A 21,471-nucleotide genomic window follows, 5' to 3' on the forward strand; every position below is an offset into this window, starting at 1 on the left:
CGCCGCGCGTCTCTGGGCGCGGCAACGGTCCGGTAGGGCCAGTGCGGCCGGCATCGACAGAGCGACCCGCGATGCCGCCGCCATGGGCCTGACCATCGAGGTCGATGTGGATGACGAGCCGGCGGATCTGCACCTGTGGGTCGAACACCTGCCGGCCTGGCAGGCCTGGTGTGCGATCAGCGGCCAGTGGCGCACGGCCGAGTTGTCCACGTCAGAGGAGGCCCGGGTCGTATGGCTCGGCCTCGACTACACCGCCGCCCGGGCGGGTCTGGACCTGGCCGGGATCACGATGACGCCGGACGTCTGGGACGATGTACGCGCGATCGAGACCGCTGCAATCGAGGAGATGAACCGCCGTGGGCGCTGAGCTGCGCGTCAGTATGCTGCTACAGGCCAACGCCGCCCAGGCGAAGGCCGAAATCGGCGCCATGCGCGCCGAGGTCAAGAGCCTGGCGGACGTTGCGACGTCAACCGGCCGCGCTGTAAACGGCGCGGGCGCTGACATGGCGGCTATTGGCCCGGCCGCGACATCAGCGGCGTCGGGCCTGAGCGACCTGGTTGCAGGCGAAGCGGAATGGGGCAGCCTGGTGCAAATGACCCGGGCAGCGATCCAGCCGATGGTTGGCGAGTATTATGCCCTGGGCGCGGCGGTGCAGCAGGTGGCAGCTTACGAGGAAATGGGCGCCTTGTCGGCCAGCGAGGCGGCCCAGGCGCATGACCTGCTGGCCCGTCAGACCATCGCCCTGATGGACCGTATGCAGGCCGCCGGCGTCACCCTGGACGGGACGACAGCCGCGATCGGCCGTCAGGAAACGATGGTCCAGCAGCTCATTGCGCAAACGACCGGCCTGAATGCCGTTTCGGACGGCACGATTGCCGACACCCTGCGTCACGGCCAGGCGCTGGATAGCCTGCGGGCCAAGTACAACCCGCTGTTCGCAGCCAGCCGTCAGTATGAGCAGGATCTGCGCGACATTGCCGAGGCAGAACGGCTGGGGGCGATCTCAGCCATGGAGGCCAGTGCCGCGCGTGATCGCGCCGCCGCCGCCATGGCCCCGGCCACAGGGCAGATGCGGGGCTTTAGCGGTGCCACGCAACAGACGGGCTTCTACGTTACCCAGCTTGGCTATCAACTGAACGACATCTCAATGATGATCGCGGCGGGGCAGAACCCATTTGTCCTGATGATGCAGCAGGGCTCACAGGTCACGCAGGTGTTCCAGATGATGCGCGCGCAGGGCGTTGGCCTGGGCGCGGCGTTGCGGGGCACATTCACCGCGTTTCTGTCGCCCATGAGCCTGGCCACCATGGCCGTGATTGGCTTCGGCGCAGCAGCAGTCCAGTGGCTGATGTCGTCGTCTGAGGAGGCGCTGACCTTCGAAGAGGCCATGAACCGCGCCAGCGAAGCTGTGGGCCGGATGCAGCAGAACTCGGCCAGCCTGAGCGCCAATGGCCTGGAATCGCTGCGCGCCAAGTATGGCGAGGTGACGCGGGAAATCCGTCACATGATCGAGGCGCAGGACCGTGCCGACGAACGTGCGGCACGACGGGCACTGACGCAGGCCAGCAGCGAATTCACCGCCCTGGCCGAAAGCAGCTACATCGGATCGTTCTTCGTCGGCCAGAACGAAGCCACTGCGGTTGCCAATCTGCGAAATGAGCTGGGCGCGACCCTTTCGGAGGCCATCGCCCTCAATGCCGCGCTGGAAGCGCTGAAGAATGCGGGATCGCCGGCAGAGCAGGCCAATGCCTATGCCATGGTGGCGGCAGCGCTGGAGAGCATCGCGCTGCGGTCCGGTGATGCCAGTGGCGAGGTCGGAGCGCTGGCAGACAAGGCGCTTGAGGCGGAGGCAAACGCCCGGCAACTGGATGCGCAGATCAACGGGGTGGGCCAGACGGCCGCCGAGGCTGCGCAACAGGCAGAGCGGATCAAGACCGCCATCGACTCGATCACCAGCCGGTCGATCACCATCGCGGTCAACCTCGTTGGCCGGGCCAGCGGCATCCCTGCAGCTTTGTCAGGTTGGGCGGGTACCACGCTGGGCACCATGGAGGCCATCGCCAGCGGCGGCGAGCCGATCTTCGTCTCGCCTCGGCCACGCGAGGCGCCGACCAATATCGATTTCGGTGTCGAGACCAGCGCTGGCGGCGGTGGCGGCGGCGCGTCGAAAGAGGCCAATGCTGTCGCATCACTGATCAAACAGCAGGAGCGCGAGCTGGAGCTGTTGCGGGAGACAGACCCCGTAAAGAAGGAGATGATCCGCTACCGCGAGCAGATGGTAACCGCGACCGACGCCGAGAAAGCCAAGGTCGAGGAGTTGATTTCGGCGCGGCTGGCCGAGCAGGCGGCCATGAACAGCCTGAGGTCTGTATCGCAGATGACAGGCGACGCACTCATCGACGCGCTGATGGGTGGAAAAGACGCCGCCGAGCAGCTGATCGAGGCCCTGCTCCGGGCCGGGCTGCAGGCGGCGCTGCTGGGCACTGGCCCGCTGGCCGGGATGTTCGGCAGCAGCGAAAGCGGTGGTCTACTCGGAATGGTCTTTGCACCGCTTATGAAGGCGGAAGGTGGCTACATTTCCGGACCTGGCACGTCCACCAGCGACTCCATCCCCGCCTGGTTGTCAGATGGTGAGTACGTCATCAATGCGGCCGCCACCGCGGCAAACTTGCCGCTCCTGGAGATGATCAACAACGGGGGCGACATCAGTGACCTGTTCCAGGTGGTCACCGGCCAGAAGCTGCATGCCTATGCCAGCGGAGGCAGCGTCGGGACCGGATCGTCGATGCCGGCATGGGGGCGGACCTTTGGTGTCTCGGCCGGCAGCGCCGCTGCCAGCGCGGGCCGGCAGGCACCGATCGTCCAGATCCGCAACTACTCACCTGAGCCGATCCGCGAAACCTCGGGCGATGGCATGGATGCTGACGGCGCCGTCACCCTGATCGTGGGCCGCGCCACGGCCAGAGGTAAATTCGACCGCCAGAACTCCTCGCGGTACGGTATTGGCACGAAGGTGACCAAGCGATGACGCTGATGCCCGTTTGGCCTGCTGATTTTTTGCAAAGCCCCGCTGCGGACAGTTGGGAAGGCACCCCGTTCGAAACTCGCGCCAATTTTGATCCGGAGCTTGGCCCGCCATTGTCGCGCCCGCGCGTGACGGCCGAGGCGTGGGCATATGCAGGCACGTTCCCCGCCGCCGACGAAACTGAACACGCCGCATTCCTGACGTTCTGGGCCGAGATCGATCGGGGGGCAAAGGAATTTCTGTGGCGCGACCCCGAGGATGAAAGTGTCAGGAAGTGGAAGTTTGCGGCCACCGAACCCTGTCGGACGTCGCGTGTATCCGAGACGAACTGGGATTTCCGGTTGTCGATGATCCGCCTGCCCTCGACGCCCTGGTGGGCCAGCTTGATCCCGCCCGACCGGCTGGTCGCGCCGGTGGCCGCCTATGATCTGGCGCGGGGCCTCTATCACAACGGCACGGCCCAGGTGGGGGCTGCGGCGGCGATCAGCGGCGCGCCCGGGATCATCGCGGCGCATGGCCTGTCGGACGTGCGGCTGCTGACCGGGGCCGGCGTCGCGACCGTGCTGTCGGCCGTGACCCTGACCGCCGGCTGGTGGCCGCCCAGCCCGCCGGTGGGGCTGGCCAGTATCACCGTCTTTGCCCCCGGAGCCTTGTCATGACCGACCGCGATATCAGCCCTGCCGCCCGTCTCGCGCTGGAATCGGTCGCCTCGACCGATGCGCTGTTGCCCTTCGTTCTGGTCGAGCACCCGGCGCTGGCGCAGCCGATCCGGGTGGTCAGCGACGTGATCGACTACCAGATGGATGGCCATCTTTGGCTGGGGCTGCTGTTCCGCGTGTCCTTGCCGACCGATACCGATGGCCCACCTGAGGCCAGCATTACGATTCCGAACGTGGATCGGCGGATCGGCACGGCGCTGCGCGTGCTGACCGATCGCGCCTATGTCACCCTGTCGGTGCTGTCGTCTGCCGATTTCGACCTGTCACAGGATCCGCGTGTGGCGCCGGGGCCAGTGACGCCGGTCTATCCGGCGATGCGGTTTGTCCTGGTCGATATCGAATGCAACGTCAGCCAACTGTCGGGCACCCTGATGCTGCGCGACTACACGCAAGAGCCGTGGCCCCGGCTGTTTGCGACCGAGTCCCGCTTGCCGGCGCTGTTCAAATGACCGCCGCGCGCTCCATCATGCCCGCCCCGACCGCCCGCCCCTGGTGGGAGGCCTATGTCGGCCTGCCATTCGTGGACGGTGGCCGGGGCCCCGATGCCTATGACTGCTGGGGGCTGGTCCGCCAGGTCTATGCCGACCTTCTGGGGATCGACCTGCCCAGCTATGGCGAGATCAGCGCGATGGACCTGATCCGCATCGCCCGCACCATGCGTGCGGGGGCTGACGATGGCTGGCGCGTGCCGGCGATCCCGGATGAGCTGGACGTGGTGCTTATGCGCGGCACGGGCGGCCGCAGCAGCGTGGTGCATGTCGGCGTCATGGTCAGCCAGACGCGGCTGCTGCACATCGAGGCGGGCAGCGGCGCGGTTGTGGTGCCGGTCAGTCACTGGTCCGTGGCGGGCCGGATCATCGGCTGGAGGCGTCGCGCATGATTCCGGCCGGCCAGATCCTGTGCACCTATCGCGCGCCGTTTGACCTGACGCCGGCGGTCGCATTCCTGCCGCCCAAGCTGACCCTTGAAGAGGCCGTTAAACGGTTCGCAGCGCTGCCTGTAGATTTCGGGGATCACGGGGTGATCTGTATCAACGGCGCGCCGGTGCCGCGCGCTGCCTGGGGGCGCATCCGCACCCGTGCCCCGCAGGCCGGGCGCGTGATCGAGCTGTCGTTCCACCAGGCGCCGCGCGGCGGCCGGGGCGGGCGCGGCAAGATGATCTTTGCCCTGATCGCGAGCTTCGCTTTGACCTTTGCCGCCGGCTGGATTGCCCAGGGCGGGCTGGCTACCAAGTTCGGGCTGGCGAAATTCGCCGCCGGCAGCACCGCCGCCTATATCGCCGCCGCCGGGGTGCAGATCGTCGGCACGCTGCTGATACAGTCGCTGATCGCGCCGCCCCAGACCGCCGCCAGCAAGCAGGCCAAGTTCCGCAATGACGGGGCAAGCTCGGCCGAGGGCAACGTGCTGGAGCCCAATGGCGCGCTGCCCCGCGTCGTGGGCGAGCGGAAGATTTACCCGCCGCTCGGGCTGGAGCCGCATACCTATTTCGACGGCGCCGACGAGGTGGTCGAGGCGGTCTATGTGCTGGGCGGTCCGCACCGGCTTCAGGATATCCGCATCGGCGCGGCCAGCGCGGCCGATCTGCCGGGCTGCGAGATCGAAACGCGCGAGGGCTGGCCGGGCGACGCGCCGCTGACCCTGATCCGCCGCCAGACCCGGACCGAGGCCCCGCAGGCCGAGCTGCGCGGCCACACCGTCGACGGCGACGACCAGGCGCGACTGGATACCACGATCGAGGTGGCCGATGCGCTGCCGCAGGCGCAGGTGGTCTCGACCCGCGATGCGCCGGACGAGCACCAGTTGCACCTGATCTTCCCGCAGGGCCTGCACTATGAGGGTGGCAACAGCCGGATGCGCGTTCCGGTGCGGCTGCGGATGCGGCCCCGGGGCAGCACCACCTGGCGCCCCCTGCCCGAGCTGCATTTCCAGGGCGCGTCGCTGCGCCAGTTGCGCGCCACGATCCGGCTGGTCTGGACGACCGCCCCGCTGGCGCCGGCGGCGCCGTCATCGCCCGCGACCGACGGCTGGATCGAGGCGCGCCGGGCCTCGGCCGACCAGACCGCGTCGCCTGCCGGTGGCGGCTGGACCGCCGACGCGACCTTTGGCACCGGCGGCGCGGCCTGGATGGCCACCGACAATCTCGATTCGACCGGCGTCACCAACTGCGCGCTGAGCCGCTATGAGGCCCGCATCCACCTGCACCCCGACGACTGGCCGCGTGGGGCCTGGGAGATCGAGATCACGCGCGGCTGCACCATCGCATCCGGCGATTACAGCTCGTCGGCCTATACGGTGGGCGGATCGGTCTGGGCGCTGTTCGGCTATCGCGACCCGGCTGGACCGACCATCGCCCGGTCGCGCGACAAACTGGCCGACAGCCTGGTGTTGCTGCGATCTGTCAGCATCTGGTCCGCGCCGCCGGTGGCCCCCGGCGACATGGCCATGATCGCGATCCGCGCCCGCAACCGCCAGCTTGACCGGCTGTCGGTGCTTGCGGGCGGCTATGTGCCGGATTGGGACGGCACCGACTGGCGCGCCTGGACGGTGACCAGCAACCCCGCGCCGCATCTGCGCGACATCCTGGCCGGGCGCCTCAATGCCGATGCGCTGCCGGCCGACATGCTGGACAACGACAATCTGCTGGATTTCAGGGCCCAATGCACGGCGCAGGGCTACACCGTCAACGCGCTGCTCGAGGGGCAGTCGGTGGCCCAGGCGGCCGAGATCGTGGCGGCCTGCGGCTATGCCCGCCCCTATATGAGCGATCGCTGGGGCGTGGTGATGGACCGCGACCGCAGCGCCGAGGCCCCGGTGCAGGTGTTCACGCCGCGCAACATGCGCGGGTTTGCCTGGCGCCGGGCGATGCCCCGGCAGGCAGACGGCCTGCGCGTGACATTTCGGGATGCGGCCCGCGATTACGATGCGCGGCAGATCACCGTGCTGCGCGCGGGCGGGCAGGACAACGGGCTGCTGGAGCAGGTCGAGTATGAGGGGCTGGTGACCGAGGCCGAGGTGCGGGCCCGGGCTGCCTATGACCTGGCGCAGCTCGAGCTGCGGTCCGTTGAATACACCCTGGATGCCCCGGCCGAGGCCATCGTGTGCCGCCGGGGCAGCCTGGTGGCCGTGCAGCACGACACCATCGGTGGCAACAGCGCCAGCGCCCGCATCGCCACGGTCTGGCTGGACGAGGCCGGCGACGTGGTCGCGCTGGAGCTGGATACCGAGGTGCCGGTGTTCACGCGCGATGGGTTTCCCGACATCGCTGCCATGTCGGCCGTGCCGGACATGAGCCTGATCGGCGCCCGCAGCGCAGCCCTGATCCGCCGCACCACGGGCGATATCACGCTGCACACGATCACCGGCGACGATGCCGGCACCGCGACCATCGAGTTCGAGACACCGATTGATCCTGACGGCGTGGCGCCCGACGGGCTGGTCGTCGTGGGCACCCGCGACCGCCACCATCTGCGCGCCATCGTCAAGGACATGAGCCCCAAGGAGGACTTTGTGATGAGCCTGACCCTGGTCGATGAGGCCCCGGAGCTGCACAATGGCTGAGCGGACCCTGTATTCCGAGGCGTCTGACCCGTCGCCAACCGGGCTGGAGTTTCTGGCCCAGTATCACGACCGGCTGGCCATGCTGATCGACGCGGCGGTGTTTCCGCTGGCGTCCGTCGGCGGCACCGGCAATGCGGTGACCGCCACCATCGACCCGCCGCTGACAGCGGGTCTGATCGCCGGCATGAAGGCGACGGTCACCTGGGCCGCCGCCAACTCTGGCCCGGTCACGCTGGCCATCGGCGGCGGCGCGGCCGTGCCGGTGGTCGATGCGACCGGCGTTGATCTGGGCATCGGGGCCCTGGCCGCCGGGCGGCGCGACCTGATCGAATATGTGTCGGGGTCGTGGCGCATCCTGTCCGGCGGGGGCGGCGAGGCCGGCGCCCTGCCGCCCTATTACTGGTGGACGCCGACAAGCACCACCTGGACCAAGCCGGCCGGATTTGCCGATGACACGCCCGTGCTGATCGAGGCCTGGGGCGGCGGCGGCAGCGGCGGGCGGGGCACCTCGCTGCAATCGCATGCTGGTGGCGGCGGCGGTGGATACTGCGCCCTGCGCATCCGGTATGCCGACCTGCCGTCAAGCGTCGTGATCAGCATCGGTGCTGGCGGCGGTGTCCAGGGCTTCAACGGCGCCCCCGGATTTGCCGGTGGCAATACCACGGTCGGATCGCTGCTGACGGCCTACGGCGGCGGCGGTGGGGGAACTGGCCCTGGCACCACAGAGATAGCAACCGGGGGGACTGGCGGTGGCGAGGTGTCCGGCAACGCTCCGGGCGGCGGCGATGGTGGACCCAGCTCGCGTGACGCAAAAACGATCTGGGGGGGCGGTGGCGGTCGCAGCTCCTTCGGATCGACCACGTCTCGGGCGGTCTTCGGGGGCGGCGGCGGAAACGGTGGCAGCAGCCTGTTCGGCGGCAATGGCGGCGGTTCCGGTGCGGCGGGATCGGCGCCCGGCGGTGGCGGCGGCGGGAATTCCAACGCCAACCCGGGCGCGGGCGCACGCGGCGAAGTGCGGATCTGGATCGGGTAAGGGGGGCATCATGCGACTGGCAGAGATCGAAACCGGCGTGGTCGTCAATGTGATCGAGGTTGATCCGCAGGCGGTGCCGGACTGGGCGGGCGGCTGGCCCGAGATCACCGAGGGAGGGCCGGGCTGGATGTGGGACGGGGGCAACTTTGCCCCGCCGCCGGGCCCCGATGCTGCCACGCTGCTGGCGCAGGCTCAGGCGGCCGCGCGGCTGCGGCTGACCGCGGCAATCACCCGCGCCCGCACCGCCCTGATCACCGATCTACCCGGTCAGGACATGATCTACCTCGCCAAGGAGGCCGAGGCCCGCGCCTGGCTGGCCGATCCTGTGCCGGACCCGGCCGCCTATCCGCTGCTGGTGGCCGAGATCGGCATCACCGCCCCGGATGCGCCCAGCCTGGCGCAGCTCTGGCTCAACCTCGCGGCCCTGTGGCGCCAGACGGCCGCCGAGCTGGAGGGGCTGCGGATGGCCGTCGGCGCCGCCATCGATGCGGCCACGACGCCCGAGGACGTGGCGGCCGCGCTGGCCCCGCTGGATGCCCTTGGGGAGGATCTGTGATGTCAGCCGCCGCATTCAAACCCGGGGCGACCTTTTCAGCCATCGCCACCCTGCCGATCGTCTACCAGGGCGCCACCGTGCCGACCATTGCGGGATGGACTTTCCGCAGCCAACTGCGTGACCGGGCGGGTGAGCTGGTGGCCGAGCTGACCTGCACGGTCGCGGACCCGACCGCGTTCAAAGTGGTGTTGGCCGCGACGGCGGCCGAGACGGCCGACTGGCCGGCGGGGCAGACCCTTGTGGGCGACATCTGGGGCACTGATCCGACCGGGACGATTCGTGTGCCCTCGGGCACATACACCTTGGTCCTGGGCGAGCCCGTGACCCATGACTGACCTGTCGATCACCACCTATATCGACGCGACGCTGGTGCTGCCCGGCGCGGCGCCGATCCGCCTGACGCCCGCGACCGAGTTTTCCGCCGCCGACTGGCCATTCGTGATCTCGCCGCCGGGCCCGCCGGGCCTGTCGGCCTATCAGGTGGCCGTGTCGGCCGGATACTCCGGCAGCGTCTCCGCCTGGCTGGACAGCCTGCGCGGCCCGCCCGCATCCGGCCCGTTCGAGGTGCAGGCGCGACCGGAGTCGGTGCAGGCGCTGGTGTTCGACAACAGCGATCAGGCCCTGATCGTCTGGCGCGACGCGGCCGATCCGGCTGATGCCGGCGTGGACATGTACATGGCGCGCGACTGGTGGGACCGGGCGGTCCCGGAAATCGGCGCGGTCGTCGATTCCGCTCTGGCGGTGCCACTGACCACCGTCAGGGGTGCCGGTGTGCGCGAACTGGCCCGGGACGCCGCCGGTCAGGCGCTGCTGGTCTGGCGCAGCGGCACCACCGAGGCACAGAGCGGGTTGGACGCCCATATGTGCGCTGATTTCTGGTCGCGCGGGGCGGCGATCATCGGCGTGCAGGCGCAGGCGCTGTCGACCACCGCCCTGCACGCCGTCACCTGCAATGGGCAGTCTTTGTCTGTCGGCGGCGATTTTGCCGGATCTGGCGTGACGATGTCCGAGGTCGCCGCCCGCATCCTGACCGGATCGACCCTGCAGCTCGCCGGTATGCAGCGCGGCGATGGTGTCCCGATCACCACCTGCGACATGCCCCGGTCGCAGGGCTATAACCTCGCGGTACCGGCGACGGGTCTGGAGCCGGCCGCCGTGACCACCACCGCCACGGCCGCCTGGCCGATGGCCGCCGGAATCAACCTCTACCGGGCCGAGGCCGGACTGCCGCTGGTGCCGGTGGTGACGGGTTGCCATGGGGTGGCCGGCATCCCGATCGAGGACATCGACGATAACGCATTGACCGGGACCGGCTCTCTCACGGTCTGGACCAACATGCTGTATTGGTACGAAAACATGGTCGCCGTCGCCGCCGCGCAAGGTAAAACCCTGTATGTGCCCTGGCACTATTGGGTTCATGGCACTTCGGCCAAATCCTACCCCGCCGGCGTCTATCTGGATCAACTTTGGCGGTACATCGCCAAGATGCGCGCCATGCTGGCCAGTGTCGGTGCGGCCGGCCCGGCGACGATGCTGATCAGCCAGCCGGGCGGTGATGCCAACACAGCGCAGGCGGGCGAGGAGTGGTACGTTGTCGATGAGGTGCTGCAACTCTGCGAGGCCGGCGGTGGCGTGCTCACCACGCCCGAATACGCCTATCCCATCGGTGACAACAACGTGCATCCGCTGGCGCCGGCGACGATCCAGTTTGCCGAGGTTTCGGCCCGCGCGGCTGTCGAGACCGCGGCCGGCCGTCCTTGGACAATCCACCGCCCCCGTCCCAGTTTGATCGGCAGCACGCTGGTGCTGGACTACGAGCACCTGCGGCCGGGTGAATATCTGGTGGCCCACGACGCCAGTCGCTACGGCGGGCAGGGCATCGACTCCTGGCTGGGTTTCGAGCTCGAGGGCGCAACGATCACCGGCCTGTCGATCCGTGGCCGCACGGTCGTCCTTACCTGTTCTGCCCCGCCCACCGCCGTTCGGTATGCCATGCAGCGCCAGGACGTTTCGGGGTTCGCCGGGAACCAATGGACGGCCCACAGAGGCCTTCTAAGGACCAGCGACGTCTGGGACAGCAAGCTGCTGCCGGGAACCCCGCTCTACCGCTGGACCAATTCGTTCCGCCTGTCGCTGTAGGAGAGACCGATGCACCTGACGTTTGATTTCGTGGCCCCCGCCGACCGCACCTTTGGCGTGGTCGTGCCCATCGACACGCTGGTCGACGCGATCCCCGATGCGCTGGATGTTTGGGCGCCGACGACCGCCTCGGTCACCCTGGCATCCGGCAAGGTCTCGGCCTGGACTGGCCGCAAGAACGGCCGTGTCTTGGCCCAGGGCAACACCGCCCGTCAGCCCGTCCTGGACAATGGCCGCATCCGCATGGGCAACGGCAGCGGCACGCCGGCGGGCTGCCTGGAGCTTTCTGGCACACAGATCGGCGCCTCCACCGCCATCACGATCGCGGTCAATGTGGTATTCGACGCCCCGGCTCTGACGGTCGACAACCACTATGTCTTCGGTAGCGCCTCGCCCATATCCCGGCTGGCCTATCGCTACACCAGCGGCAACAAGTACCTGCGCTACCAAAACCTCACCCAGAATTTCGACGCTGCTCTCGCCGCTGATTTCGCGGGCGCGGTCGGGGCTGTCCTGGTCATTTCGGGCACCACCGCGACGCTGCACCTGACGACGGGTGTATCGACCACCGTCACGCTGGCCGGGGCCTGGACGATGGCCTCTCTAGCCCTCGGGGCCGCCCAGGCCGCCCAACCCGGCGACCTGCCGGGCTCGATCGGCAACGTCGGGATCTGGTCGCGGGCTGTATCACCGTCCGAGCTGGCGACGCTGCTGGCCTGGGTGGGCTAAGGCCTCAAGGGAGGCCAGAGGGGGCGGTAACCCCCTCTGACACGGGGAAGCCGTCAGAAAGCCCCCGCCGACCAGCCTGCGCTTTTGGCCGCATCCGCCCTCTTTCAAGGGCAGCGGCAGAGGAGCACGATTCGGATGTATGAACCCCTAATGCCGGTGACCCCGGTGCGGCCCATTGCCCCCTGGATCGGAGGCAAGCGAAACCTCGCCAAGCGGATCTGCGCGGCGATCGACGCCGACAGAAATCACACCACCTATGCCGAGCCCTTTGTCGGGATGGGCGGCATCTTCCTGCGCCGCTCCTCGCGCCCGCGGGCCGAGGTGATCAACGACGCCGGCCGCGACGTGGCCACGCTGTTCCGCATCCTGCAGCGCCACTATCCGCAGTTCCTCGACGTGCTGCGATTCCAGTTGACGACGCGGGTCGAATTCAACCGCCTGGTCGAAACCAACCCCGAAACCCTGACCGATCTGGAACGCGCAGCGCGGTTCCTCTACCTCCAGCGCACCGCGTTCGGCGGCAAGGTCAGTGGTCGCAACTTCGGGGTGCAGACCGGCCGCCCGGCGCGGTTCAACCTGACCACGCTTGAGCCTATGCTCGAGGATCTGCACAGCCGCCTGTCCGGCGTGGTGATCGAATGCCTGGACTTCGAGGCCTTCATCCGCCGTTACGACAGCGACGCGACGCTCTTCTACCTCGACCCGCCCTATTGGGGCAGTGAGGGCGACTACGGCAAGCACCTGTTCAGCCGGCCCGATTTCGAGCGTCTGGAGGCGGCTTTAAGGGGCCTTAAAGGCCGCGCCATCCTGTCGATCAATGACGTGCCAGAGATCCGCTCACTGTTCGCCTGGGCGCGCATCGAGGAGGTGACCACGACCTATTCGATTGGAGCACACGGCGCGCAGACCAACAGGGCGGAACTGCTGATCAGAAATTTCTGAAGTTGCCATCACCCGCGTCTGGTTTTCCGAACGATGGGCGGAGGCCGGGCGCGAGTCGAAGTTATCAGGGGCGCCGTGTTAGGAATTCATCTGGATCTGACGTGCAGACCTGCAACCTGACGGAAAATTATTTTCTGCCAAAGCTAGCGCATCATTCTGCCAAAGCCGCCGCGCCGCTATATTCTTCGGCCCCGCCTTTTATTGCCCGGAAGGGGGAAGGTCTGGCCCGTCCGACTGTCCATCCGCCGCAAATCCTCCGAGGACGCAGGTGGATCGGTGGACAGGAAAAATCCCGCACCCCGGCAACCGCCTGATTTTCTTTGAAAAAATGGCGGACCCGGAGCGATTCGAACGCCCGACCCTCAGATTCGTAGTCTGATGCTCTATCCAGCTGAGCTACGGGTCCGCAATGCCGGGCGATGTAGCCGTGCTGTCGGCGCAATGCAAGAGACAAAACGCGCGATCATGTATCTGCGTCCATTGTCTCTTTCGGCAGGTGGATCATGAACTCGGTGCCGTCGGCATCGCTGCGCACCAGTTCCAGCCGCCCGCCATGCCCGCGCACCAGTTCGGACGATATGGCAAGGCCAAGGCCGGTGCCGCCCTTGCGCGCGCCGCCCTGAAAGGCCGAGAACAGGTTTTCCCGCGCCTTCTGCGGCAGGCCGGGCCCGGTATCGCCGACGCGGATCCACCATTCGGCCTCGCCCTCGCCGGCCGAAAGCTCGATCATGCCCGGAACGCCCGTGGCTTCCAGCGCCTGGCGGGCATTGCGGATCAGGTTCGACAGCACGCGATACAACTGTTCGCGGTCGGCACGCAGCGTCAGGCCGGGCGGCACGTCGATCAGACAGGACACCAGCCCCGCAGGCGCCGCCCCTTCGGTCAGCGCCACCGGCCCGATCATGGGAACCGCCTCGGCCAGCCCCTCGCCCTCGATCATCTCCTCGACCAGCGGCCGCAAGGCAAAGCGCGACAGTTGCGGCGGCGGCTCTTCCGCCTTGCCGAAGGCCAGCGTCGATTCGCACAGCGCCACCGCCCGGCTGATCGAATTCACCAGCTTGGGCGCCGACCGCGCCACCACCGGATCGGCGCTGTCCTCGATCCGGTCGGCAAAAAGCTGGGCCGTGGTCAGGATATTGCGCAGGTCGTGGCTGATCTTGGCCACCGCGCCGCCAAGCTGGGCCAGCCGTTCCTTCTGCCGCAGCGCCCCGGTCAACTGGGTTTGCAGGCTGGCCAGCGCCTCTTCGGCGACACGCATCTCCTCCAGCTCGGCCACGGGCGCGATCACCCGCCGCGCGTCTTCCGGGGCTTCGGCATAAAGCTGCATGTGCCGCACCACGCGCCGGATCGGCTGCACGATCAGCTTTTGCGCCGCGATGAACAGCAGCACCGCCGTCACCGCCGAGATCAGGGCCGAAAGATAGAGAATGCGACCGCCATAGCGCACCATCGCCTTGCGCAGCGGTTCGGTCTGCATGGTGATTTCGATAAGCTGGCCGCCTTCCTGCACCGGGTTGCCGATCACCCGCACGATGCGGTTTTCCCGTTCCACCAGCGTCATCACCGCATCGCGGATCAGCTCCCACGGGCCGGCGGTGCGCAGGTCGTAATTGCCCGACACCGCCCCCGGCACCGGCGACGACAGCACAAGCTGCCGCACATCGTTGCGCCGCAGCACCACGTTGTAAACCTCGGCATTGCGCAGCAGTTCGGCTTCCAGTTCGGGGCTGACCATTTCATCCGCGGCCAGTTGCACCAGCGCGGCGATCTGCGCCTGTTTCAGCCGTTCCAGCATGTAATCGGCCCGGAACCGCGCGATCGACGGCAGGAAGATCAGCACTTCGGCAAGCATGACGAAGGCCACCGTCAGAAGCAGGAACCGCCCCGACAGCGTTCGGAAGAACTGTCCGCGTGTCCTGACCTGCGACACCCGACTTCCCTTCACCAAATCGTCCGCGGGGGCCGGGGGCCTTGGCCTCCGGGGTGCGCCGGCCTAGGGCAACACCCTTTGCACGAAACGCACCACCGCCTTGAGCACAGGATTATCAAAGAGTTTCGGGGAAAAATAGGCGCTTGCGGCACGTTTCGATGCTTCTGACAGCGTGGGATAGGGCAGAACGGTCCCGGCAAGCGCCGTCAGCTTCAACCGGGCCGCCAAAGCCAGCGCCCAGATCCCGATCAGTTCGCCCGCCGCCGGCCCCACGATCAGCGCCCCGACCGGCCGCCCGCCAACCACCATGACCTTGACGAAGCCCTTGCCCCTGGCACCGGCAACCGCCCGGTCGTTGCCGTCGAACCCGGCGCGGACAACGGTCAGCTTCGCCCCGTGGACAGCCCGCGCCTCGGCCTCGGTCAGGCCCACCTGCGCCAGTTCCGGGTCGGTATAGGTGGCGCGGGGGATGTGGTCGGTGCGGGTCTTCGCCGGCAACCCCAGCACGGCCTGCCGCACCACGATGCCAGCGTGATAGCCCGCCACATGTGTGAACTGCAGGCCCCCCGCCGCATCGCCCACGGCAAAGACCTTGCGATTGCTGACCGACCGCAGCCGCGCATCGACCTTGACGCCCTTCGCGTCGAATTCGACACCCGCCGCCTCAAGCCCCAGCCCCGCGACCGCCACCTTGCGCCCCACCGCCACCAGGAGGTGCGACCCGGTCAGCCTTGCCCCATCGGCCAGCCTCAGCGTGATCGCCCCGGCCTGCCCTTCCACCGCGGCCACGCCCACGCCTTCACGAATCTCCACCCCCTCGGCGCGCAGGGATGCCAGCACCACCGCCGCCGCCTCGGGGTCTTCGCGGCCCAAGGCCTGCGCCGCCTCGACCACGGTCACCGCGCAGCCCAGCCGGCGATGCGCCTGCGCCATTTCCAGTCCGATCGGCCCGCCGCCGATGATCAGCAGATGGTCGGGCCGGTCGCGCAGGGCAAAGATCGTCTCGTTGGTGTGGAAGGGCACCGTCTCCAGCCCCGGAATCGGTGGCACGAAGGGCCGGCTGCCGGTGGCGATGACGAAGCGCCGCGCCGTGATGCGGGCGGTGCCGGCCTCCACCTCCTGCGGGCCGGTAAAACGGGCCTGCGCCCGGATCACCGTGCAACCCAGCCCTTCGAACCGCGCCTGGCTGTCGTGCGGCTCGATGGCGGCAATCACCGCGGCCACATGGTCCTTCACCGCCGCGAAATCCACCACCGGCGCCACGCCCGCAACGCCGCGAAACCCCTTGCGCTGCGCTTCGGCCGCTGCCGCCGCCGCGATCAGCGCCTTTGACGGCACGCAGCCCGCGTTCAGGCAGTCGCCGCCCATCTCGCCCGCCTCGATCAGCACGACGCGCGCGCCCATCTGCACCGCGCCCGCCGCCACCGACAGCCCGCCCGAACCGGCGCCGATCACGCAAAGGTCGGTCTTGATCTGCTGCATCATGCGGCCCCCTTGCGAAACATTTTCAGAACCATCGGCAAGGCCGCCAGCGCCGCCAGGCCCAGAAGCGGCAGCAGCACATGCGGCGCGAAGATCACCCCCAGATCCGGCGTTTCCCCCCGCGCGAACACCTCGGACAGACCGGCACCGATGCTGGTAAAGACCAGCATTGCCGGAAGGATGCCAAGGAAGGTGGTCACCGCAAAGGGCCAAAGCCGGGTGCCGGTAAAGGCCGGAATCAGGTTGGCCAGAAAGAACGGCACCGCCGGAACCAGACGCATCAGGAACAGCACCGACCATTCGTTTTCGCGCAGGGCCGCCATCAGCCGCGCCCCCGCGCCGCCCTGCGCCGCAACCCGCTGCGCCACGCCCGCGCCCAGGCCGGACCGGGCGGCCAGAAAGATCAGCACCGCGCCGATGCTGGCCCCGGCCACGTTGAACAGCACCCCCGGAAAGGTGCCGAACAGGAAGCCGCCGGTCAGCGTTGCCACGGTCGCGCCCGGCAGGGAAAAGGCGACGATGGCCACATAGGCCGCCACGAAGGCCGCCACCGCCTGCCCGTAATGCGCATCGCGGAACGCCAGCAGCGCGGCGCGATTCTCGGCCAGCGCGGCAAAACTCAGCCGGTCGCGCAGCAGCACCGCCCCCGCCACCGCGGCAAGCACGATCAGCAACAGCGGCAGGCGTTTCCAGAAGGCGGGCATCGCGGTATCCTTGGCACCGGGTCTGACAGGCATAGCCCAGTTACGCCGGGCGCACATCCGCGGATGCGCCCTGTCCGCCGATTTCACGCCGCCTTGATCCCCGGGAGCCCCCCCAGCGGGCCACGGCGCGGAATTCTTGCAGGAAATCCGCGTCGCACAGGTTGACAGCCGCCGCCGTCGCCCGTAGTGAGCGGGCTTCAAGTTCCAAGCCCTCGAATCCCTTCGGTTCGGGCACCCGATCTGACGGAGAGCCGCAATGAAGCGTACCTACCAACCCTCGACTCTGGTTCGCAAGCGCCGGCACGGCTTCCGTGCGCGCATGGCCACCAAGGGCGGTCGCCTTGTCCTGGCCGCGCGCCGCGCCAAGGGCCGCAAGGTTCTGTCGGCCTAAGGCCCCCAGCCGCGCCTTTCGCGCGGAAGGATGAAGACATGACGCCGCCGGAGGCACAGGGCACAAGGCAACCCGCCGAAGCGCCCCTCGCGCCTCCGGCGGTTTCCGTTTGCGTGATGAAGACCCGGCCTGAATTCCTGAAGGCCGCATCCGCCCGCCGGCAGGGGGCGGGATCCTTCCTGTTGCAGGCCCGTGACCGGCGCGACGGCACGGACAAGGTGCAGATCGGGTTCACCGCCTCGAAGAAGATCGGCAATGCCGTGGCCCGCAACCGCGCCAAGCGCCGCCTGCGCGAAGTGGCCCGGGCCGTGCTGCCGCGTCTGGCTCAGCCCGGCTGGGATTATGTGCTGGTCGCCCGGCCCGAGGCCACCATCGCCCGTCCCTTCGCCGCCCTGCTGGCCGATCTGGAGGCCGCCCTGGCCGCCGTTCAAGCCCCACGGGCGCCCCGGCCATGACACCGCTTGCCTTTGCCCTGTCCCTGCCCGTGCGCGCCTATCGGCTGGTGCTGTCGCCCTGGGTCGGCCATGGCTGCCGCTATCAGCCCACCTGCAGCGCCTATTCGCTTGAGGCGCTGGCGCGGCATGGCGGGCTGAAAGGCGGCTGGCTGACGGTGCACCGGATCTGCCGCTGCCACCCCTGGGGCGGCCATGGCTATGACCCGGTGCCCGGCACGGACCCCGATTTCGACCAGACCCGCAACCGCCCCGCCGATTGACTCTGACCCCACCCCGCCGCATAGGCCGCACATGATTTCGGGAACCACCCTTGCCCAGGTTGCTGCCGGGGGCGCCATCGGCGCCTCTGCGCGCTATGTCGTGAATGTCACGGCGGGCCGGCTGCTGGGCACCGGCTTTCCCTATGCCACGCTGATCATCAACGTGGCCGGGTCTTTCCTGATGGGGCTGCTGGTGGTGCTTCTGGCCGAAAAGTCCGGCAACCGGCTGGCGCCCTTCCTGATGACCGGCGTGCTGGGCGGCTTTACCACGTTTTCGGCCTTCTCGCTGGATACGATCACGCTTTACGAACGTGGCCAGACCGGCCTTGCGCTGGTTTATGTGGCAGGCTCGGTCCTGCTGTCCCTTGCCGCCATTGCGCTGGCACTTCACCTGTTCCGGGGGGTCTTTGCATGACCGGCGTCCAGCTTCTGACCGTAACCGAGGATGAGGGCGAACAGCGCCTTGACCGCTGGCTGAAACGCCGCTTTCCGCAACTGACGCAAGGCGCGGTGGAAAAGCTGTGCCGCACCGGCCAGTTGCGGCTGGATGGCGCCCGCGTGAAACCCGCCGACCGCGTGGCCCCCGGCCAGACCGTGCGCGTGCCGCCCATTCCCGACACGCCCGCCCCGGCGCCGGCCGAACGGTCGCGCTTCAGCCCGGCCGACGTGAAGATGATCCAGTCGGCCGTGCTGTGGATGGACCAGCACATGATCGTGCTGAACAAGCCGCCGGGCCTGCCGTCGCAGGGGGGCAGCGGACAGGGTGACCGCCATGTCGATGGCCTGACCGAGGCGCTGACCTTCGGCTACAAGGAACGCCCCAAGCTGGTGCACCGGCTGGACAAGGATACCTCGGGCATCCTGCTGCTGGCCCGCACCGACCGGGTTGCGCGCGCCCTGTCGGAAAGCCTGCGCCACCGCGCCGCGCGGAAAATCTACTGGGCCGTCGTCGCCGGCGTGCCGAACCCGAAGAAGGGCTCGATCAAGTTCTATCTTGAAAAGGCGCCGGGGCGCGGCAAGGGCGGCGAAGGCGAAAAGATGATCTGCATCCACCCCGCCAAGGCCAAGGACCACCCCGAAGCCAAGCGCGCCCAGACCGATTTCTTCACCCTCTGGTTCCTGGGCAACCGCCTGTCCTGGATGGCGCTGGAGCCGGTCACCGGCCGCACCCACCAGTTGCGCGCCCATATGGCCGAGATCGGCCATCCGATCATCGGCGACGGCAAGTATGGCGGATCGCAGGCGGAAAATCAGGGCGAAGGCTGGGGCGCCGCCATCGGCGGGGATGTGTCGCGCAAGATGCACCTGCACGCGCGCTCGATCAGCATCGAACACCCGGTCACCAAGGAAATGATGACCTTCACCGCGCCCCTGCCCGAACACATGGCCCGCACCTGGAAGGCGCTGGACTGGAAGGAAGACGATGTTCCCGCCGACCCGTTCGAGGTATTCGGCTGACGACAGGGGGCGCATTGGCATGAGCGGCTGGACACTGAAACGCTTCTGGACCAGGGCCACGGCCGAACCGGCGGAGGGCGGCTTTGCCGTTCTGCTGGACGGACGGCGCGTGAAGACGCCCGCCAAGGCGCCGCTGATCGTTCCGACGCAGGCCCTGGCCGAGGCCATCGCGGCCGAGTGGGACGCGCAGACCGGCGAGGTGCGGCCCGACACCATGCCGCTGACACGCACCGCCAATTCCGCCATCGACAAGCTGTCCGTCCAGCAGGCGGAAGTGGTGGATCTGCTGGCCGAATATGGCGGCACCGATCTGCTGTGCTATCGCGCCGAGGCGCCGCAGGCCCTGGCCGCGCGACAGGCGGCGGGCTGGAATCCGCTGCTGGACTGGGCCGCCACCGCCCTGTCAGCACCGCTTGCGGTGGGCGGCGGCATCATTCCCGTGCCGCAACCCGCGGCCAGTCTGGCGGCGCTCAGATCGCAGGTCGCCGCACTGTCGACCTTCCGCCTTGCCGCCTTTCACGATCTTGTCGCGATCCCCGGATCGCTGGTTCTGGCGCTGGCGCTGATCAACCGCCGCGTGACCGCCGAAGAGGCCTGGTCGCTTTGCCGGATAGACGAGGATTGGCAGGCCGAGCTTTGGGGAACCGATGAAGAAGCCGCCGAGACCGCAGCGCTGCGGCAGGCCGCATTCTTCGATGCGCACCGATTCTACGAATTGTGCCGGTAACAATTTGGCCCTGCCCTTCGGGAACCGCCCCCGAACAGTGCAAAAAACCCAAGCAATGCCCGCTTGATAGGCGATTTTTCTGAAGCCTGTGATGAACTCTTGACCATCCAAAGCGCTTTCGCGGAAACTGCACGGACTGGGAGGGCAGCCTCCGACAGCATCCGCCCCTGCGCGCCCGCAGGGCACAAACAAACGTAGCCCGAAAAGGGCAAAACTCAGGAAGAGGTAAATATGAACAAATCGGCACTCCTCGGCGCGCTCGCGGCATCCACCCTGATCGCAGGGTTTGCCTCGGCCGGCACGCTGGATGATGTCAAGGCGCGTGGCGAGCTGATCTGCGGCTCGAACACCGGCCTGACGGGCTTCGGTATGCCCGATGCGAATGGCACCTGGGTCGGCTTCGACGTTGCCCTCTGCCGTGCCGTCGCCGCCGCCGTTCTGGGCGACCCGACCAAGGTCAAGTTCGTTCCCACCACCGGCGAAACCCGCTTCACCGCGCTGGCTTCGGGCGAAGTTGACGTTCTGGTCCGCAACTCGACCTGGACCTATTCGCGCGACGTTGACCTGAAGCTCGATTTCGTTGCCGTGAACTACTATGACGGCCAGGGCTTCATGGTGAAGAAAGACCTGGGCGTGTCGTCGGCCAAGGAACTGGACGGCGCCACCGTCTGCATCCAGACCGGCACCACGACCGAGCTGAACCTGGCGGACTTCTTCAAGTTCAACAACATCAGCTACACCCCGGTTACCGTGCAGGATGACAGCGAAGCGCAGCGCCAATATCTGGCCGGCGCCTGCGACACCTACACCACCGATGCGTCGGGCCTGGCCGCCGCGCGTGCCACCATGGCTGACCCGGAAAACCACATCATCCTTCCGGAAATCATCTCGAAGGAACCCCTCGGCCCGGTCGTCCGTCATGGCGACAGCCAGTGGGGCGACGTGGTTCGCTGGACCTTCTATTCCCTGCTGATCGCGGAAGAAAAGGGCATCACCAAGGCCAACATCGAAGAGGTCGCCGCATCGTCGACCGACCCGGAAGTGCGCCGCCTGCTGGGCCTGGAAGGTGACATGGGCAAGATGCTTGGCCTCGACAACGGCGCCTTCAAGGCGGCGATCATGGCCGGCGGCAACTATGGCGAAATCTTCGAAGCCAACATCGGCTCGGCCACCCCGATCGGCCTGGCCCGTGGCCTGAACGCGCTGTGGACCCAGGGCGGCCTGCAGTACGCTCCGCCCTTCCGCTGAGCATGAGTTCCAGGGCGCACCCCAAACGGGTGCGCCCTTCTTCGTTTCAAGAATGATCCGATCCGCGCGCAATCACGCGACATAACCGGCAAAAAGCCGGAAGCCGGACGGACA

At 67.9% G+C, this 21,471-nt stretch carries 22 protein-coding genes and 1 tRNA gene; 19 read left to right on the forward strand and 4 right to left on the reverse strand.

The genetic code is table 11. The features are described from left to right. Window positions 1-82 precede the first annotated feature (82 nt). The 12 genes from B6K69_RS07975 (at window position 83) to B6K69_RS08030 (ending at window position 12,702) form a co-directional block, all read left to right on the forward strand. Entirely contained in the window at window positions 83-367 is a 285-nt protein-coding gene (locus tag B6K69_RS07975; protein ID WP_108643410.1) for a DUF1799 domain-containing protein, read from the forward strand. Next, window positions 357-3,029 carry a phage tail length tape measure family protein gene (locus B6K69_RS07980; RefSeq protein WP_123876548.1) on the forward strand — a complete coding sequence of 891 codons (2,673 nt, stop codon included), beginning with the start codon at window positions 357-359 and terminating at the stop codon, window positions 3,027-3,029. The genes B6K69_RS07975 and B6K69_RS07980 overlap by 11 nt, the downstream gene beginning before the upstream one ends. Next, a complete protein-coding gene (locus B6K69_RS07985; protein ID WP_123876549.1) occupies window positions 3,026-3,685 on the forward strand; it encodes a hypothetical protein in 660 nt (219 codons plus the stop codon). The genes B6K69_RS07980 and B6K69_RS07985 overlap by 4 nt, the downstream gene beginning before the upstream one ends. Then, window positions 3,682-4,194, forward strand: coding sequence for a DUF1833 family protein (locus B6K69_RS07990; protein WP_108643413.1), 513 nt, complete (start codon window positions 3,682-3,684; stop codon window positions 4,192-4,194). The genes B6K69_RS07985 and B6K69_RS07990 overlap by 4 nt, the downstream gene beginning before the upstream one ends. Beyond that, window positions 4,191-4,625, forward strand: coding sequence for a C40 family peptidase (locus tag B6K69_RS07995; RefSeq protein WP_164681912.1), 435 nt, complete (start codon window positions 4,191-4,193; stop codon window positions 4,623-4,625). Before B6K69_RS07990 ends, B6K69_RS07995 begins: the two co-directional genes overlap by 4 nt. Continuing rightward, on the forward strand, window positions 4,622-7,303 hold the full coding sequence (locus B6K69_RS08000) for a phage tail protein (protein ID WP_108643415.1): 2,682 nt from the start codon (window positions 4,622-4,624) through the stop codon (window positions 7,301-7,303). The genes B6K69_RS07995 and B6K69_RS08000 overlap by 4 nt, the downstream gene beginning before the upstream one ends. Further along, window positions 7,296-8,336 (forward strand): glycine-rich domain-containing protein, encoded by a 1,041-nt coding sequence (locus B6K69_RS18605; RefSeq protein ID WP_108643416.1) that lies wholly within the window; start codon window positions 7,296-7,298, stop codon window positions 8,334-8,336. The genes B6K69_RS08000 and B6K69_RS18605 overlap by 8 nt, the downstream gene beginning before the upstream one ends. A gap of 10 nt (window positions 8,337-8,346) precedes the next feature. After that, on the forward strand, window positions 8,347-8,892 hold the full coding sequence (locus tag B6K69_RS08010; protein WP_108643417.1) for a hypothetical protein: 546 nt from the start codon (window positions 8,347-8,349) through the stop codon (window positions 8,890-8,892). Further along, window positions 8,892-9,227 (forward strand): hypothetical protein, encoded by a 336-nt coding sequence (locus B6K69_RS08015; RefSeq protein WP_108643418.1) that lies wholly within the window; start codon window positions 8,892-8,894, stop codon window positions 9,225-9,227. The genes B6K69_RS08010 and B6K69_RS08015 overlap by 1 nt, the downstream gene beginning before the upstream one ends. Next, the gene (locus tag B6K69_RS08020) at window positions 9,220-11,031 is read left to right on the forward strand and encodes a hypothetical protein (RefSeq protein ID WP_108643419.1); all 1,812 of its coding nucleotides are present in this window, start codon (window positions 9,220-9,222) and stop codon (window positions 11,029-11,031) included. Before B6K69_RS08015 ends, B6K69_RS08020 begins: the two co-directional genes overlap by 8 nt. 9 nt (window positions 11,032-11,040) lie before the next feature. Beyond that, window positions 11,041-11,760 carry a hypothetical protein gene (locus B6K69_RS08025; protein WP_108643420.1) on the forward strand — a complete coding sequence of 240 codons (720 nt, stop codon included), beginning with the start codon at window positions 11,041-11,043 and terminating at the stop codon, window positions 11,758-11,760. 135 nt (window positions 11,761-11,895) lie between these two features. After that, window positions 11,896-12,702, forward strand: coding sequence for a DNA adenine methylase (locus B6K69_RS08030; protein WP_108643421.1), 807 nt, complete (start codon window positions 11,896-11,898; stop codon window positions 12,700-12,702). A gap of 329 nt (window positions 12,703-13,031) precedes the next feature. Here the strand turns inward: B6K69_RS08030 and B6K69_RS08035 are convergent. The 4 genes from B6K69_RS08035 to B6K69_RS08050 all read right to left on the reverse strand — a co-directional run bounded on the left by B6K69_RS08035 (window position 13,032) and on the right by B6K69_RS08050 (window position 16,818). Next, window positions 13,032-13,108: transfer RNA gene (locus B6K69_RS08035), tRNA-Arg, on the reverse strand. 57 nt (window positions 13,109-13,165) lie between these two features. Then, the gene (locus B6K69_RS08040) at window positions 13,166-14,554 is read right to left on the reverse strand and encodes a sensor histidine kinase (RefSeq protein ID WP_107673986.1); all 1,389 of its coding nucleotides are present in this window, start codon (window positions 14,552-14,554) and stop codon (window positions 13,166-13,168) included. 141 nt (window positions 14,555-14,695) lie between these two features. Then, complete coding sequence (locus B6K69_RS08045; RefSeq protein ID WP_108644843.1) at window positions 14,696-16,114, reverse strand: dihydrolipoyl dehydrogenase family protein; 1,419 nt, start codon at window positions 16,112-16,114, stop codon at window positions 14,696-14,698. Beyond that, entirely contained in the window at window positions 16,114-16,818 is a 705-nt protein-coding gene (locus B6K69_RS08050; RefSeq protein WP_228156839.1) for a TVP38/TMEM64 family protein, read from the reverse strand. Before B6K69_RS08050 ends, B6K69_RS08045 begins: the two co-directional genes overlap by 1 nt. Window positions 16,819-17,074: 256 nt before the next feature. Between B6K69_RS08050 and rpmH the strand changes: the two genes are divergently transcribed. The 7 genes from rpmH (at window position 17,075) to B6K69_RS08085 (ending at window position 21,357) form a co-directional block, all read left to right on the forward strand. After that, window positions 17,075-17,209 carry a 50S ribosomal protein L34 gene (rpmH, locus tag B6K69_RS08055; RefSeq protein ID WP_107673893.1) on the forward strand — a complete coding sequence of 45 codons (135 nt, stop codon included), beginning with the start codon at window positions 17,075-17,077 and terminating at the stop codon, window positions 17,207-17,209. 38 nt (window positions 17,210-17,247) lie between these two features. Continuing rightward, a complete protein-coding gene (gene rnpA, locus B6K69_RS08060; protein ID WP_108643423.1) occupies window positions 17,248-17,664 on the forward strand; it encodes a ribonuclease P protein component in 417 nt (138 codons plus the stop codon). Then, complete coding sequence (yidD, locus tag B6K69_RS08065; protein WP_107673895.1) at window positions 17,661-17,924, forward strand: membrane protein insertion efficiency factor YidD; 264 nt, start codon at window positions 17,661-17,663, stop codon at window positions 17,922-17,924. Before rnpA ends, yidD begins: the two co-directional genes overlap by 4 nt. Before the next feature lie 31 nt (window positions 17,925-17,955). Continuing rightward, window positions 17,956-18,339, forward strand: coding sequence for a fluoride efflux transporter CrcB (gene crcB, locus B6K69_RS08070; RefSeq protein ID WP_108643424.1), 384 nt, complete (start codon window positions 17,956-17,958; stop codon window positions 18,337-18,339). Beyond that, window positions 18,336-19,382 carry an RluA family pseudouridine synthase gene (locus B6K69_RS08075; RefSeq protein WP_107673897.1) on the forward strand — a complete coding sequence of 349 codons (1,047 nt, stop codon included), beginning with the start codon at window positions 18,336-18,338 and terminating at the stop codon, window positions 19,380-19,382. The genes crcB and B6K69_RS08075 overlap by 4 nt, the downstream gene beginning before the upstream one ends. Window positions 19,383-19,401: 19 nt before the next feature. Beyond that, complete coding sequence (locus tag B6K69_RS08080) at window positions 19,402-20,109, forward strand: ATP12 family chaperone protein (protein ID WP_108643425.1); 708 nt, start codon at window positions 19,402-19,404, stop codon at window positions 20,107-20,109. Window positions 20,110-20,340: 231 nt separating this feature from the next. Next, window positions 20,341-21,357: an amino acid ABC transporter substrate-binding protein gene (locus tag B6K69_RS08085; protein ID WP_107673899.1), complete on the forward strand. Its 1,017-nt coding sequence runs from the start codon at window positions 20,341-20,343 to the stop codon at window positions 21,355-21,357. Window positions 21,358-21,471: the final 114 nt, after the last annotated feature.

The sequence above is a fragment of the Pseudogemmobacter blasticus genome, assembly GCF_003071405.1.
Lineage (GTDB): Bacteria > Pseudomonadota > Alphaproteobacteria > Rhodobacterales > Rhodobacteraceae > Pseudogemmobacter > Pseudogemmobacter blasticus.

Excerpts from the sequence above, each read along its gene's own strand:
- rpmH (WP_107673893.1), top strand. The coding sequence starts at position 17,075 with ATGAAGCGTACCTACCAACCCTCGACTCTGGTTCGCAAGCGCCGGCAC.
- B6K69_RS08000 (WP_108643415.1), top strand. The coding sequence starts at position 4,622 with ATGATTCCGGCCGGCCAGATCCTGTGCACCTATCGCGCGCCGTTTGAC.
- B6K69_RS08020 (WP_108643419.1), top strand. The coding sequence starts at position 9,220 with ATGACTGACCTGTCGATCACCACCTATATCGACGCGACGCTGGTGCTG.
- yidD (WP_107673895.1), top strand. The coding sequence starts at position 17,661 with ATGACACCGCTTGCCTTTGCCCTGTCCCTGCCCGTGCGCGCCTATCGG.
- B6K69_RS08025 (WP_108643420.1), top strand. The coding sequence starts at position 11,041 with ATGCACCTGACGTTTGATTTCGTGGCCCCCGCCGACCGCACCTTTGGC.
- B6K69_RS07995 (WP_164681912.1), top strand. The coding sequence starts at position 4,191 with ATGACCGCCGCGCGCTCCATCATGCCCGCCCCGACCGCCCGCCCCTGG.
- B6K69_RS07975 (WP_108643410.1), top strand. The coding sequence starts at position 83 with ATGGGCCTGACCATCGAGGTCGATGTGGATGACGAGCCGGCGGATCTG.
- B6K69_RS08085 (WP_107673899.1), top strand. The coding sequence starts at position 20,341 with ATGAACAAATCGGCACTCCTCGGCGCGCTCGCGGCATCCACCCTGATC.
- B6K69_RS18605 (WP_108643416.1), top strand. The coding sequence starts at position 7,296 with ATGGCTGAGCGGACCCTGTATTCCGAGGCGTCTGACCCGTCGCCAACC.
- B6K69_RS08050 (WP_228156839.1), bottom strand. The coding sequence starts at position 16,818 with ATGCCCGCCTTCTGGAAACGCCTGCCGCTGTTGCTGATCGTGCTTGCC.
- B6K69_RS07985 (WP_123876549.1), top strand. The coding sequence starts at position 3,026 with ATGACGCTGATGCCCGTTTGGCCTGCTGATTTTTTGCAAAGCCCCGCT.
- crcB (WP_108643424.1), top strand. The coding sequence starts at position 17,956 with ATGATTTCGGGAACCACCCTTGCCCAGGTTGCTGCCGGGGGCGCCATC.
- B6K69_RS08010 (WP_108643417.1), top strand. The coding sequence starts at position 8,347 with ATGCGACTGGCAGAGATCGAAACCGGCGTGGTCGTCAATGTGATCGAG.
- B6K69_RS08015 (WP_108643418.1), top strand. The coding sequence starts at position 8,892 with ATGTCAGCCGCCGCATTCAAACCCGGGGCGACCTTTTCAGCCATCGCC.
- B6K69_RS08080 (WP_108643425.1), top strand. The coding sequence starts at position 19,402 with ATGAGCGGCTGGACACTGAAACGCTTCTGGACCAGGGCCACGGCCGAA.
- B6K69_RS08045 (WP_108644843.1), bottom strand. The coding sequence starts at position 16,114 with ATGCAGCAGATCAAGACCGACCTTTGCGTGATCGGCGCCGGTTCGGGC.
- B6K69_RS08040 (WP_107673986.1), bottom strand. The coding sequence starts at position 14,554 with ATGCTTGCCGAAGTGCTGATCTTCCTGCCGTCGATCGCGCGGTTCCGG.
- B6K69_RS07990 (WP_108643413.1), top strand. The coding sequence starts at position 3,682 with ATGACCGACCGCGATATCAGCCCTGCCGCCCGTCTCGCGCTGGAATCG.
- B6K69_RS08075 (WP_107673897.1), top strand. The coding sequence starts at position 18,336 with ATGACCGGCGTCCAGCTTCTGACCGTAACCGAGGATGAGGGCGAACAG.
- rnpA (WP_108643423.1), top strand. The coding sequence starts at position 17,248 with ATGACGCCGCCGGAGGCACAGGGCACAAGGCAACCCGCCGAAGCGCCC.
- B6K69_RS08030 (WP_108643421.1), top strand. The coding sequence starts at position 11,896 with ATGTATGAACCCCTAATGCCGGTGACCCCGGTGCGGCCCATTGCCCCC.